We start from the raw sequence: 13,868 nt of genomic DNA on the forward strand, positions 1-13,868 counted from the left end.
CTGGCCCGGGTGTGGACCGGGGCCTCCGACGGGACTACTGCTGCCGCACGCGGTCCAGGAACTGCGCGGCCCGGTCCTGGAGTCCGGCGACCTGACGGCGCACGACGACGGCGGGGTCCGGGTGGATCTCGCTCGCGGGAGGCTGCCGGCGGACGTTCGAGGAACAGACGAAGTCCGCGCAGATCAGGGTCCCGACGCTGTTGCCGTCGCGCCCTGACTGACCGGCGCGGCGGGCGACCCAGAGCAGGACGTCCTCCTTCGAGTACACGTCGCGGCACAGCTCGCAGAGCACGGAGCGGTTCTTCCGCGCCCCGCCCTCGGGGGCGCGCAGGAGGATGCCCGTGAGACCGCGGTCGGTCGGCAGCACCAGGTAGCCGCGCAACGGCATCTTCTCGTCACGCCAGCCGAGGACGTCGAGCGCGTCCCAGTCGAGGGTGTCAAGGTTCTTGGGCGGCGTGAGCTTGGCGGTCTCGGACCGCGTGGCGTTGATGAAGGAGGAACGGATGGCGGAGCTGGAGACAGGGAGCATGGATGGACACCTTTGCAGAGGAGGATCGAGGGGATGCGCGCTCTGCCGGCTCCGGGCATGGGAGGACCGCATCGAAGCGTCCCCGTGGAGGAACCGCCGCGAGGAGGGCGGTCCTGCGGTGTCAGCCCTGTGGGCTGCCCGCTGCATGCTGGTAGGCCGGCAACGGCCGGGGCGCACAGCAGCCCGCGCGGGCCACCCCGCTCACCGCGGTGCTCCGGGCCTTCGAGGTCCCCAGCATGCTCAACCGTCCTTGTTCCGCGATCACCGGTCCGTGATCGTCCTGCAGAGCTATCCTCTCAGGAGCGGCGGACGCAGCGCAAAGCCGCCGCACGCCCGGCAGGCGGGTCAGCCCCGCCGTCGTCGTCGACCCTGGACCGCCCATGACCACCACGCCGCCACCCGTGCCGCCGCCGTCTGTGCCGCCGCAGCCCCGCCCGCTGTCCTCCTCCGCGGCCTCCCGCACGCAACCGATCATCCGTCCCGCAGAGGCCGCCGATCTGCCGTTCCTCCCCGACATCGAGCACGCCGCCGGGGAAGCGTTCCGGGGTGTGGGGATGGCACGGATCGCGGACGACGGCGCCCTGCCGCGGGCGGTCCTCGCGGGGTACCAGCATGCCGGTCGGGCCTGGGTGGCCTCCTCCCCGCGACCGGCCGCCGGTGCGGCCCCGATCGCCTACCTCCTGCTCGACGTCGTCGACGGCAACGCGCACGTCGAGCAGGTCACGGTGCACCCTGACTCCGCCGGTGCGGGCATCGGGGCCCGGCTCATCGACGCCGTGGACGAATGGGCCCGGGAGGCGGGCTTTCCTGCCCTCACCCTGACGACCTTCGAGGAGGTCCCCTGGAACGCGCCCTACTACCGTCGCCTCGGCTTCTCGATCCTCGCCCCGAGCGCGTGGGGGCCGGAGCTGGCTGCCGTCCGCCGCCACGAGGCCGACGCCGGCCTCGATGCATGGCCCAGGGTGGCCATGGTGCGTCCGGTGCAGCCGGTCCAACCCAGGCACCCCTAGCGCCTCCTCTGTCGCCCGTCGCTGTCGGCGTCGTCCGCCCGTCCCCGCCGGCGCTCGCCCGTCCCCGCCGGCGCCGCCCGTCCCGCCGGTGCCGTCGGTCCGCTCCGACCGTCGCGGCCCCTACTGTCGGCCACGTGCCTCGATCCCGCCGGGCCCCCTTGGTCCGGGACCTGCCGCGCCCGTTGCCCCGGTCTGCGTTTCGCCCTCCCCCACCGGACCCGCCAGACTGGCCTCATGACATGGACGCGCGCCCGGGACTGGCTCATCGGCGCGGCCGGGATGGTGGTGCTCCTCGTCATCGCGGGCATCATCCTCTGGTGGGCCGTCACCGAGCCGGCCGACGCCGGGCGGGCCGGGCCTGCCACGTCCGCACCGTCGTCGTCGCCGCCGGACGGTGGTGCCGGCGTCCCCACCCCGCCCGCGGACCTGTCCGACGACCAGGTGTGGTTCGGGGACCTCCGGCTCGACGCGGGTACCGTACTCGCCTCGGGCTCGACGCTGACGGACGTGCGCGCCGTCGGCCGGGACGTGGTGACAGGGCAGGACGGCCTGGTCGCCGCGGAGCTGACCGTCGACGCGACCGTACCCTTCGACGTCGTCGCGGCCGAACTGGGCGGCGGTGCGGAAGTGCGCCCGGCGGAGGACGGGCAGGCGACCGTGGTGCGTACCGTCGAGGCACTCGGCCGCGACCTGCGCGTCACCGCGACCGGAACCGTCGACGTCGAGGACGGCCGCCTCGTCCTGGATCCGCGCTCCATCGACGTCGGAGGGCCGGACTTCCTCTCCGGCGCGATCGCCGCGATCGTCCGCAACTCCGTGTCGCTCGAGCACGAGATCGAGGGACTGCCGGAGGGTCTCGTCCTTCAGGACGTCGTGGTGCGCGACGACGGGTTCCGCGCGGCGCTCGCGGGTGAGGACGTCCTCCTCCAGCCGTGATGCGGCGCGGCCCGCTAGTCCTCGGGGAGCTGGCTCTCGAACATGCGGAAGTAGCGTCCGCGGAGCGCCACCAGTTCCCGGTGCGTGCCCGATTCCACGACCCGCCCGTCCTCGAGCATGTGCACGACATCGGCCTTCTCGATCGTCGCCAGCCGATGGCTGATCGCGATGATGGTGCGGCTCCGGTCGGCGAACAGGCGGGTGAAGATACGGTGCTCGGCGAGGGCGTCGATGGCCGACGTCGGCTCGTCCATGACGACGAAGGGCGCGTCGCGGTAGAAGTTGCGGGCCATCGCGAGGCGCTGCCACTGGCCGCCCGAGAGGCCGCTGCCCTTGCGGCCGCGTGGGTCCTCCATCCAGTTGCTCACGTAGTTCTCGAAGCCGTTGGGCATCTTCTCGATGAACTCCATCGCTTCGGCGTCCCGAGCGGCGCGGCGCACCCGCTCGTCGTCACGTGGGCGGTGGACATCGCCGAAGTAGATGTTGTTCTCGGCGGTGGCGAACTCGTACCGCAGGAAGTCCTGCGACATCACCGCCAGGTGCTGGTGCCAGTCGTCGATCCCGATGTCCCGGAAGTCGCGGCCGTCGAGCAGCACCTCACCCGTGCTGGGCTGGTAGAGGCCCGCGAGGATACGGATGAGCGTGGACTTCCCCGCCCCGTTCTCCCCCACGATCGCGACGTGCGTCCCGCGCTCGAAGGACATCGAGATCCCCCTGAGCACCTCTGCCTCGCCGCCCGCGTAGGTGAAGTGGATGTCGCGGAGCTCGACGGCGGACGGGGCCGCCTCCAGGCGCCCCGTCGCCGAGGTGGACAGCGGGAAGTCCATGAACTGCTCGTAGTCCTTGAGGTTCGCGAGGTCCTCGTCGATGGAGCTCAGCGAGGACACGAGGTTGTTCGCGGTGCTCAGGGCCCGGCTGACGATCTGCTGCACGTAGAGGAACTGGCCCACGGGCTGCGCGCGGGCGATGATCTGCCCCACGATCCACACCAGGGCGAGGAGTTCCGCGCCGTACTGCAGTGCGTCGGCGAGGAGCTGCTTGGGGATGTAGCGCTTCTGGAAGTCGAGCCGCCGTTTCTCGTCGGCGTCCCGGAGCGTCGAGCGCAGGCCCATCAGGTGGCGGACGATCCCGTACAGGCGCATCTCGGCGATGTGCTGCGGCTTCATGAGGTTGTTCTCGATCATGCGCCGCTGGCGGCGGGAGTCCACCTGCGTGTTCCAGTGCGCCATCTGCTCGCGCGAGAGGCGGAACTGCAGGTACACGCTGGGGATGATGGCGACGAGGACGATCAGCGCGATCCACCAGCTCACGAGCAGGAGGGCCCCGATCGCGAGGACCACGGATGCCAGCTGGGTGAAGATCGCCGCGATGCGGTCGAGGACCCGCGCGTAGGAGTCGGAGAAGCGCCGAGCCCGGTCGTAGAGGTCCACCGTCTCCTTGTCGTCGTACCGCCAGAACTCGAGGGCGAGGAACCGCTCGTACATGCGGTCACCGACGATCGCACCGACGCGGAAGCTGAGGACCTGCTGGATGTAGCGGTCCACGCTCGTGAAGGCGCCCCACAGGAGCCCGAGGATGGCGGTGACGATCACGTAGGTGATGGCCGCCCGGCCGGCGTCGGGCTCGCTCGCGTAGGCGGCCGCGAGCGCCGTCGTCGTGAGTGAGGCGAAGTAGGTTGTCACGAGCGGCAGCACCGCGGAGATCAGGGAGCCGGCCACCTTCATCGCCACGGCGCCCGGCGACGCCTTCGCGCTGACGGCGAGGACCTGCCCGACGGCGCGCGCGTACGGTCCGAGGCGGAGCTTCCGGCGGGCCGTGGCTTCGGGCTGCGGCAGTCCGCTCATACGGCATCAGCCCCCTCTGTGAGGGGGCTGATGCCGAGGGCTGCGCTACTTGGAACCGTAGTTGGGTGCCTCGACCGTCATCTGGATGTCGTGCGGGTGGGACTCCTTGAGCCCGGCCGCCGTGATGCGGACGAACTTGCCCTTCGCCTTCAGCTCCGGGATGGTGCGCGCGCCCGTGTAGAACATGGTCTGGCGGAGGCCGCCGACGAGCTGGTAGGCCACGGACGCGAGCGGACCGCGGTAGGCGACACGCCCCTCGATGCCCTCGGGGATGAGCTTGTCGTCACCCGTGACGTCCGCCTGGAAGTAGCGGTCCTTCGAGTAGGACGTGTTCTTGCCGCGCGTCTGCATGGCCCCGAGCGAGCCCATGCCGCGGTAGGTCTTGAACTGCTTGCCGTTGACGAAGATCAGCTCACCCGGCGCCTCGGCGGATCCCGCCAGGAGCGAACCGAGCATCACGGTGTCGGCGCCGGCCACGATGGCCTTGCCGATGTCTCCCGAGTACTGGAGCCCGCCGTCCGCGATGACCGGGACGCCGGCGGGGATGGCCGCCTTGGCCGATTCGTAGATCGCGGTGACCTGGGGCACGCCGACTCCGGCGACCACGCGCGTGGTGCAGATGGAACCCGGGCCCACGCCGACCTTGATGCCGTCCGCCCCCGCGTCGATGAGCGCCTGGGCCCCCTCGCGCGTGGCTGCCTGGCCGCCGATGATGTCGACGTGCGCCGCCGAGGTCTCGGCCTTCAGGCGGGAGATCATCTCGAGCACACCCGCGCTGTGACCGTTGGCGGTGTCGACGAACAGTGCGTCGACACCCGCCTCGACGAGGGTCATGGCCCGCTCCCAGCCATCGCCGAAGAACCCGATGGCGGCCCCCACCCGGAGGCGGCCGTCGTCGTCCTTCGTCGACAGGGGGTACTGCTCCGCCTTCGTGAAGTCCTTCACGGTGATGAGGCCCCGGAGGATGCCCTCGCCGTCGACGAGCGGGAGCTTCTCGATCTTGTTCTTCGCGAGGAGGTTGATCGCGTCGTCACCGCTGATGCCCACGTGCCCGGTGACCAGCGGCATCTTCGTCATGACGTCGTGCACACGGGTGGTCGGGAAGTCCCGCTCCAGCACGAAGCGCGTGTCCCGGTTGGTGACGATGCCGAGCAGGTGCCCGGCATCGTCGACGACGGGCAGGCCGGAGACGCGGTAGTGGCCGCAGAGCTCGTCGAGTTCCTGCAGGGTGGCATCGGGACCGATGGTCAGCGGGTTGGTGATCATGCCGGACTCGCTGCGCTTCACGCGGTCCACCTGGTCCGCCTGGTCCTGGATGGACAGGTTGCGGTGGATGACGCCGAGGCCGCCCTGCCGGGCCATGGCGACGGCCATGCGGGACTCGGTGACGGTGTCCATGGCGGAGGAGAGCAGGGGCGTCCGCACCGTGATGCGCTTCGAGATGCGCGAGGAGGTATCGGCCTCGGACGGGATGACGTCGGTGTGGCCGGGGAGGAGGAGCACGTCGTCGTACGTCAGGCCGATGAATCCGAAGGGGTCGTGGGTCTGGTTCTGGCCGGACTGCTCGCTCACTGCTGCGCCTCTTTCGGTGTCGCCCGATGGGAGTTGGGTGGGGCCTTCGGCGCTGACGCCGGCGGGCTCTGCCAGTCTAGAACGGTTCATCAGGGTGCCCTATTCCGGTGACAGCGCTCACGTCACCGGCCGGGCGAGCCGTCCAGCCGGACCCGATCCGCCGATGCGGCACCGGACGTCGTACCCTAGAAGGAGTATCCGCCCGGCTCGACCGGGACCACTCCAGGGATCTGCCGGGTTGGCCGGCCTCGACGACACACGTCCGGCGGCCTCTCCCCTGCCCCCGCCACCACTGAGAGAAACCTAATCTGTGAATAAAAGACCTGCCGCACTGACAGCACCACGGGACCTGGCCAAGGGAGCCATGCGCATTGTCGCCCTGGGTGGGATCGGTGAGATCGGTAGGAACATGACCGTGTTCGAGTTCGACGGCAAACTGCTGATCGTCGACTGCGGAGTCCTGTTCCCCGAGGAGCACCAGCCCGGCATCAACGTCATCCTCCCCGACTTCTCCTACATCCGGGATCGGCTCGACGACGTCGTGGCCGTCGTCCTGACGCACGGGCACGAGGACCACATCGGCGGTGTCCCCTATCTCCTCAAGGAGCGCGCGGACATCCCCCTGGTCGGCTCACGCCTCACGCTGGCCTTCATCGAGGCGAAGCTCAAGGAGCACCGGATCACCCCGAAGACCGTCCAGGTCAAGGAGGGTGACCGCCGGACCATGGGCGGTTTCGACCTCGAGTTCGTCGCGGTCAACCACTCCATCCCCGACAGCCTCGCCGTCGCCATCCGCACCGCCGCCGGCATGGTGCTGGACACGGGTGACTTCAAGATGGACCAGTTCCCGCTCGACCGCCGCATCACGGACCTGGGCGCGTTCGCCCGCCTCGGCGCCGAGGGCGTGGACCTGTTCCTGACGGACTCCACCAACGCGGACGTCCCGGGCTTCACGACGTCGGAGAAGGACCTCGGCCCGGCCATCGACGCCGTGTTCCGCACCGCCCCGCGCCGCATCATCGTCTCGAGCTTCGCGAGCCACATCCACCGCATCCAGCAGATCATCGACACCGCGCACCGCCACCGCCGCAAGGTGGCGTTCGTGGGACGCTCGATGGTCCGCAACATGACCATCGCGGCGGACCTCGGCTACCTGAACATCCCGCAGGGCCTGCTCGTGGACTTCAAGAAGCTCGAGCGCAGCGACGACCACAAGGTGGTGCTGATCTGCACCGGATCGCAGGGCGAGCCCATGGCCGCACTGTCCCGCATGGCCAACAAGGACCACGCCATCCGGATCAGCGAGGGTGACACCGTCCTGCTCGCGAGCTCGCTCATCCCGGGCAACGAGAACGCGATCTACGGCATCATCAACGCCCTGACCGAGATCGGCGCCAACGTGGTCCACAAGGGCAACGCCAAGGTGCACGTCTCCGGCCACGCCAGCGCCGGCGAGCTGGCCTACTGCTACAACATCGTCAAGCCGCGGAACGTCATGCCGGTCCACGGCGAGTGGCGCCACCTCCGCGCGAACTCGGAGATCGCCGTCGCGACCGGTGTCGATCCCCGCAACGTGGTCATCGCCCAGGACGGCGTGACCGTCGACCTCGCGCGCGGCCGCGCCACGCTCTCCGGCAAGGTCGACGCCGGCCTGGTGTTCGTCGACGGCGACAGCGTCGGCGGCATCACCGAGGAGGACCTCGTGGAGCGCCGTCGCCTCGCCGAGGAGGGCGTGGTCACCGTCCTCGCCATCATCGACCCGGACAACGGGGAGATGGTCGAGGCACCCGAGTTCTTCACGAAGGGCTTCTCCTGCTCCGACGAGGATCTCGACAAGGCCGGAGCCGCCGTCGAGAAGGCACTGCGCGACGCCGCGTCCAACCGCCAGGGCGGCCGCCGGCAGGACCCCGAGGACATCATCGAACGGGCCACGGCCAACTGGATGCGCCGCTTCTACAACCGCCAGCCGGTCGTCACGGCGATCGTCGTCGACGCCTAATCCCACGCTCCGGGATCGACGCCCGCAGCACCCGAAGCCCCGGCACTCCCAGGAGTGGCCGGGGCTTCGTCGTCGTCGGGACGTCGTCGCCCGGATCCCCCTTCTGGGGCTTCGCGGAGTGGGGGTGTTCGACCCTGCCCACTGTCGCGGGGTCCTTCATGGGCCCCATGCGCCGGACACGGCACCGGGTCTGACCGCGCGGAAGGGGCCACACGCAGCAGCACCCCGGCTCGATGAGCCGGGGTGCTGCTGGACGTGCCGGGAGCGTGTGCCGTTCAGGCAGTCGTCCTAGTGCGAGTGGCCGTGGCCCTCGTCGCCCTCGGACTCCTCGGGCTTCTCGACCACGAGCGTCTCGGTGGTCAGCACCAGCGCCGCGATGGAGGCCGCGTTGCGCAGTGCCGAGCGCGTCACCTTCACGGGATCGATGATGCCCGCGTCCACGAGGTTCTCGTACTCGCCGGTCGCGGCGTTGAAGCCGTGACCCACCTCGAGGTCGGAGACCTTGGAGACGACGACGTAGCCCTCGTGTCCGGCGTTCTCGGCGATCCAGCGCAGCGGCTGCGCGAGCGCACGGCGCACGAGGCCGATCGCCGTGGCGGCGTCGCCCTCGAGTGCGAGGACGGCGGGGTCGGTGTCGAGCGCCTTGCCGGCGTGGACCAGGGCGGACCCACCACCGGCGACGATGCCCTCTTCGAGAGCGGCACGCGTGGAGGACACGGCGTCCTCGATGCGGTGCTTCTTCTCCTTGAGCTCCACCTCGGTGGCGGCGCCGACCTTGATCACGCCGATACCGCCGGCGAGCTTCGCGAGGCGCTCCTGGAGCTTCTCTCGGTCCCAGTCGGAATCGGTGCGCTCGACCTCGGCGCGGATCTGCGCCACGCGGTCGGCGACGTCGGACTCGCTGCCGGTGCCGTCCACGATCGTGGTGGCGTCCTTGGTGACGGTGATCCTGCGTGCGGAGCCGAGGACCTCGAGACCCACCTGGTCGAGCTTGAGCCCGAGATCGGGCGAGACGACCTGCGCACCCGTGAGGGTCGCGATGTCCTGCATCATGGCCTTGCGACGGTCACCGAAGCCGGGAGCCTTGACGGCGACGACGTTCAGGGTGCCGCGGATCTTGTTGACCACCAGTGTGGACAGGGCCTCGCCCTCGATGTCCTCGGCGATGATGAACAGCGGCTTGCCGGCCTGTAGTGCCTTCTCCAGCAGCGGCAGGAACTCCTGCAGCGAGGAGATCTTCCCGGAGTTGATGAGGATGAGCGCGTCCTCGAGGACGGCTTCCTGTCGCTCGGCGTCGGTCACGAAGTACGGCGAGAGGTAGCCCTTGTCGAACTGCATGCCCTCGGTGAGGACGAGCTCCGTGACGGTCGAGGAGGACTCCTCGATGGTGATGACGCCGTCCTTGCCGACCTTCTCGAAGGCCTCGGCGAGGAGGTCCCCGACCTCGGTGCTCTGCGCGGAGATGGACGCGACGTTGGCGGTCTGCTGACCGACGACCTCGCGTGCGTTCTCCAGCAGGCGCTTGGCGACGGCCTCGACCGACACCTCGATGCCGTGCTTGAGCTGTCCGGGAGCCGCGCCGGCGGCCACGTTGCGCAGGCCCTCCTTGACGAGTGCCTGGGCGAGGACGGTCGCGGTGGTGGTGCCGTCACCGGCGACGTCGTTGGTCTTGGTGGCGACCTCCTTGGCCAGCTGCGCGCCGAGGTTCTCGTACGGGTCGTCGAGTTCGATCTCACGGGCGATCGTGACGCCGTCGTTCGTGATGGTGGGGGCGCCCCACTTCTTGTCCAGCACGACGTTGCGTCCGCGGGGGCCCAGCGTCACCTTGACGGTGTTCGCGAGCTTGTCCACGCCGGCCTCGAGGGCACGGCGGGCGGCGTCGTTGAATTCCAACTGCTTTGCCATTGTTGATTCCTTTCAGGCTTGTGCAGCGAGAAAAACCCCGGCCACTGCGGGCCGGGGCTTCTCAAGGGGTTACTACTTGACGACCACTGCGAGGACGTCGCGGGCGGAGAGCACCAGGTACTCCTGGCCGCCGTGCTTGACCTCGGTTCCGCCGTACTTCGAGTAGATGACGATGTCGCCCTCGGCGACGTCGACGGGGACGCGGTTGCCGTTGTCGTCGACACGACCCGGTCCGACTGCCACGACCTCGCCCTCCTGGGGCTTTTCCTTGGCCGTGTCCGGGATGACGAGGCCGGAAGCAGTGGTCTGCTCGGCTTCGAGGGGGCGGACAACGATGCGATCCTCAAGGGGCTTAATAGAGACCGACACTCGGGCTCTCCTTTGCGTTCGATACCAATGGATTGGGGCCGTCGGGGTGGGCGTGAACCGTCGTCGCGGTGCCGGCGAACGCTTCCCTCGGGATTAGCACCCACATGGAGTGAGTGCCAACTCAGACTGTATGCAAGGGCTGGCACTCGGTCAAGGCGAGTGCCAAATGTCGACGGCCCGCCGACGCCGTGGGACCCGTGGGCGGACCAGGTCCGACGGCTGCGTCGCCTAGGCTGGCAGCATGGCTTCGGACAACATCGCGGACATCCTGACCCCCGAGGGCTGGGAGCTGCTGAACTCGCTCGGGCCCTACACCGAGGCCGACAGCCTCCGTCTCACCGAGCAGCTGCGGAAGGCCGGTCACGCGCCCGGCGTCGTCGCCGCCGCCCTCACGCAGTCGCGCCTGCGGGCCAGGGCCTCGGCGAAGTTCGGGCCGTTCGCCGACCACATGGTCCTCACCACCGCCGGGCTCGAGCAGGCCACGCGCCTGAGCGTCGCCGCACAGCACGCACGGCGCTTCGTCGACGCCGGACTCGTCAAGGTGGCGGACCTCGGCTGCGGGCTGGGGGCCGACAGCATGGCTCTGGCCACGCTCGACCGCGAGGTCACCGCCGTCGAGCTCGACGAGACCACGGCGGCCGCGGCCACCATGAACCTGATGCCCTTCCCCAACGCCCGCGTGGTGAACGCCGACGCCGCCTTCGTCGACACGGCCGGGTACGACGGCGTGTGGCTGGATCCGGCGCGGAGGACGACGACGACGTCGGGCACGTCCCGCCTCTTCGATCCCGAGGCGTTCTCCCCCCCGCTCTCCTTCGTCCAGCAGCTCGCCGACAGCGGCATGCCCGTCGGCGTGAAGATGGGCCCCGGTATGCCGCACGAGTCGATTCCCGGGACGTGCGAGGCGCAGTGGGTCTCCGTGGACGGCGACGTCACGGAGGTGGCGCTCTGGTTCAACGCTCTGCGCCGGCCGGGCGTCCGGCGCGCAGCGCTCCTGCTCGGGGCCCGGGGAGCGGCCGAGATGGTGTCGGAGGCATCCTTCGGGGAGGGCCCGACGGCGGCGGTCGGGGAACCCGGGGGCTACCTCTACGAGCCCGACGGCGCCGTCATCCGCGCCGAGCTGGTGGCGGACCTCGCAGAGCAGCTGGGCGGGCACCTGCTGGACCCGATGATCGCCTACATCTGCGCCCCCACGCTCACGGACACGCCCTTCGCCCGGGCCTACCGTGTCCTCGAGGTCCGCCCCTACAACGTGAAGGCGCTGAAGGCGTGGGTCCGGTCCGAGGGCATCGGCGTGCTGGACATCAAGAAACGGGGGACCTCGGTCACCCCGGAGGAGGTCCGGAAGCAGCTCCTGACCGGTTCCGGCAAGGGCCGCAGGAAGGCGACCCTCGTCCTGACGCGGATCGGCGAGGACCGGGTGGCCATCGTCGTCGAACCCGTACCCTCCCCCTGACCGAGCCATACATCCGGGACGACCGCAACCCGGCGGCGCCCCTCCCGGGGATGCGCCGGGCTTCCTAGACTCGTGGGGAACCAGGACGGGCGACGGAGGGACGGAGCACAGGCATGACGGGCAGCGCCAGCAGCACGGACGACCGGCCGACACGGCACGGGGTCCTCTTCGACGTGGACGGAACTCTCGTCGACTCCAACTACCAGCACACGTTGGCGTGGTGGCAGGCCTTCCGCCGGTTCGGCCACGACCTGCCGATGGCGGAGATCCACCGTGCGATCGGCATGGGCGGGGACAAGCTCGTGGCCCACCTGCTCGGCGACGATCGCGACACAGAGCAGGACGGCGAGCTCGATGCCACCCGCTCCGCGGTGTTCTCGACCTTCTGGCCCGGGCTTCGGAGCTTCGAGGGCGCGGGCGAGCTGCTGCGGCGATGCGCCGACGACGGCCTCACCGTGGTCCTCGCCTCCTCCGCCTCGCACCAGGAGCTGGCCGTCTCGCGCGGCATCATCGGCGCGGACGAGGCCATCAGCGCCGCGACGAGTTCGGGAGACGCCGAGAACAGCAAACCCGATCCGGACATCCTCCAGGCGGCGCTGACGGCGGGCGGACTGGACGCCGAGAACACGGTGTTCGTCGGGGACTCCGTGTGGGACGTGCTGGCGGCCTCCGAACTCGGCATCCCGACCGTCGGGCTCGCCTCCGGCGGCACGAGCGCGGCCGAGCTCCGCGAGGCAGGGGCCGTCGAGGTGCACAAGGACATCCGGGCGCTCCTGACGGCGTTCGACGACGGTGCGCTGCACCGGCTCGCAGCGGCCGACGCGAAGCCCTGACCGCGCCTAGTCCTCGCTGTCGAGCAGCCGCCGCCGAGCACTGAGCAGCTCGATCTCCGGACGGGACGCGACGTGGCGCTCCACGCGGTCCAGCACGTCCACCACGTGCTGCCGGTCGCCGCTGACCAGTCCGACGCCCACGATCGCCCGCCGGTGCAGGTCCTGGTGGCCCACCTCGGCGACGGACACCTCGAAGGAGCGCCGGAGGTCGGCGAGGATCGGCCGTACCACGGACCGTTTTCCCTTGAGGGAATGCACGTCACCCAGCAGGATGTCGAACTCGATGGACCCGATCCACACGGTGATGCTCCTGACCTGCGGCTACTAGGCGGAATCGCGCCAGACGACGGCGGTGTCCAGGACCTGCACCGCACTGGGCAGGCCCCTGATCTGCGCGAGGACGAGCTCGGCCGCGGTGCTGCCGAGCAGGTCGGCGGGCTGCCGGACCGTCGAGAGCTGCGGGCGGGTCCGCAGTGCCCAGCTGCTGTCGTCGAACCCTACGATCCCGACATCGTCGGGCACCTTCCGCCCCGACTCCTGCAGCGCCGTCATGGCCCCAGCGGCAACGGCATCGGACGCGGCGAACACGCCGTCGATCTCCGGGCACCGGCGCAGCAGTTCCTGCATCCCCTGGAGCCCCGCGGCGTAGGTGTAGAGCGGGTACTCGACCACGAGTGACGGATCGAAGCGCGAACCCATCGCCTCGCGGAACCCGGCGAAGCGGTCGTGTCCGGAGTCGCGGTCCATGGCGCTGGCGATCATCCCGATGCGCCTGCGGCCCGTCGCCACGAGCCGCTCGGTGATGGACCGCGCGGCCGCGGAGTTGTCGATGGCGACGTAGGGGAGGTCCGGGGTCCCGGGTGGGTGGCCGACGAACGCAGCCGGTACCCCGATGTCGCGGACGGCGGACGCGATGGGATCCGAGGCGCGCGCGGACACGATGACGGCGCCATCCACGAGCCCGCCCCGCAGGTAGTCGGCCACGCGGCGGCTGTCGCGGTCGGAGTCGATGATGAGCGAGACCAGCTGGTAGTCCGCCCTCGAGAGCACCTCGTTGGCCCCGAGCAGGATCGAGCCGATGTTGGGATCCTCGAACAGGAGCGAGTGGGGTTCGTGGATGATCAGCGCGATGGCGCGTGACTCCTGCGTGACGAGATTGCGGGCGGCCGAGTTGCGGACGTAGCCGACGCTCGCGATCGCCTCCTCCACGGCGATCCGCGCCTCGTCGGACACATAGCGCTCACCGTTGACGACGCGGGAGACGGTCCCTCTGGAGAGCCCGGCCGCGGTCGCGACATCGTTGATGGTCGCCCGGCGGTTCCGGGTGCGGGGCGGGGGCATACGTGTACTTTAGCCGAGCCCCCACGGGCCGCCGGCGTGAAACAGGCGTAGGGTGGGGAGCAGTTGTCTAGAAG

The 13,868-nt window shown here is 70.0% G+C and carries 12 protein-coding genes; 5 read left to right on the forward strand and 7 right to left on the reverse strand.

The genetic code is table 11. The annotated features are described in order from the left end of the window. Positions 1 to 34 precede the first annotated feature (34 nt). Positions 35 to 529 carry an FBP domain-containing protein gene (locus FNH21_RS02885; RefSeq protein ID WP_152812166.1) on the reverse strand — a complete coding sequence of 165 codons (495 nt, stop codon included), beginning with the start codon at positions 527 to 529 and terminating at the stop codon, positions 35 to 37. Positions 530 to 909: 380 nt separating this feature from the next. On the opposite strand from FNH21_RS02885, the gene FNH21_RS02890 reads away from it, so the two are divergent. Then, positions 910 to 1,539 (forward strand): GNAT family N-acetyltransferase, encoded by a 630-nt coding sequence (locus FNH21_RS02890; protein ID WP_152812168.1) that lies wholly within the window; start codon positions 910 to 912, stop codon positions 1,537 to 1,539. Between the two features lie 234 nt (positions 1,540 to 1,773). Continuing rightward, complete coding sequence (locus tag FNH21_RS02895) at positions 1,774 to 2,475, forward strand: LmeA family phospholipid-binding protein (protein ID WP_152812169.1); 702 nt, start codon at positions 1,774 to 1,776, stop codon at positions 2,473 to 2,475. Positions 2,476 to 2,489: 14 nt separating this feature from the next. Here FNH21_RS02895 and FNH21_RS02900 read toward each other — a convergent pair whose 3' ends face one another. Continuing rightward, positions 2,490 to 4,319, reverse strand: a complete 1,830-nt coding sequence (locus FNH21_RS02900; RefSeq protein WP_152812172.1) for an ABC transporter ATP-binding protein — start codon at positions 4,317 to 4,319, stop codon at positions 2,490 to 2,492. A gap of 45 nt (positions 4,320 to 4,364) precedes the next feature. Next, a complete protein-coding gene (guaB, locus tag FNH21_RS02905; RefSeq protein ID WP_422108737.1) occupies positions 4,365 to 5,981 on the reverse strand; it encodes an IMP dehydrogenase in 1,617 nt (538 codons plus the stop codon). Positions 5,982 to 6,255: 274 nt separating this feature from the next. Here guaB and FNH21_RS02910 point away from each other — a divergent pair, with 274 nt between their 5' ends. Beyond that, on the forward strand, positions 6,256 to 7,890 hold the full coding sequence (locus tag FNH21_RS02910) for a ribonuclease J (protein ID WP_152812174.1): 1,635 nt from the start codon (positions 6,256 to 6,258) through the stop codon (positions 7,888 to 7,890). A gap of 288 nt (positions 7,891 to 8,178) precedes the next feature. On the opposite strand, the gene groL is transcribed toward FNH21_RS02910, so the two are convergent. Further along, on the reverse strand, positions 8,179 to 9,795 hold the full coding sequence (gene groL / locus FNH21_RS02915) for a chaperonin GroEL (protein ID WP_055768414.1): 1,617 nt from the start codon (positions 9,793 to 9,795) through the stop codon (positions 8,179 to 8,181). A 72-nt stretch (positions 9,796 to 9,867) separates the two neighbouring features. Beyond that, entirely contained in the window at positions 9,868 to 10,164 is a 297-nt protein-coding gene (gene groES / locus FNH21_RS02920) for a co-chaperone GroES (RefSeq protein WP_055768411.1), read from the reverse strand. A 241-nt stretch (positions 10,165 to 10,405) separates the two neighbouring features. Between groES and FNH21_RS02925 the strand changes: the two genes are divergently transcribed. After that, positions 10,406 to 11,620 (forward strand): THUMP-like domain-containing protein, encoded by a 1,215-nt coding sequence (locus FNH21_RS02925; protein WP_152812176.1) that lies wholly within the window; start codon positions 10,406 to 10,408, stop codon positions 11,618 to 11,620. A 113-nt stretch (positions 11,621 to 11,733) separates the two neighbouring features. After that, positions 11,734 to 12,453, forward strand: coding sequence for an HAD family hydrolase (locus FNH21_RS02930; RefSeq protein ID WP_152812178.1), 720 nt, complete (start codon positions 11,734 to 11,736; stop codon positions 12,451 to 12,453). A 6-nt stretch (positions 12,454 to 12,459) separates the two neighbouring features. On the opposite strand, the gene FNH21_RS02935 is transcribed toward FNH21_RS02930, so the two are convergent. Together FNH21_RS02935 and FNH21_RS02940 are read right to left on the reverse strand one after the other, a co-directional pair. Further along, positions 12,460 to 12,753, reverse strand: coding sequence for a DUF503 family protein (locus FNH21_RS02935; RefSeq protein WP_191931560.1), 294 nt, complete (start codon positions 12,751 to 12,753; stop codon positions 12,460 to 12,462). Positions 12,754 to 12,777: 24 nt separating this feature from the next. Beyond that, the gene (locus FNH21_RS02940) at positions 12,778 to 13,794 is read right to left on the reverse strand and encodes a LacI family DNA-binding transcriptional regulator (RefSeq protein WP_152812180.1); all 1,017 of its coding nucleotides are present in this window, start codon (positions 13,792 to 13,794) and stop codon (positions 12,778 to 12,780) included. Positions 13,795 to 13,868: the final 74 nt, after the last annotated feature.

It is taken from the genome of Arthrobacter bussei, assembly GCF_009377195.2.
Lineage (GTDB): Bacteria > Actinomycetota > Actinomycetes > Actinomycetales > Micrococcaceae > Arthrobacter_D > Arthrobacter_D bussei.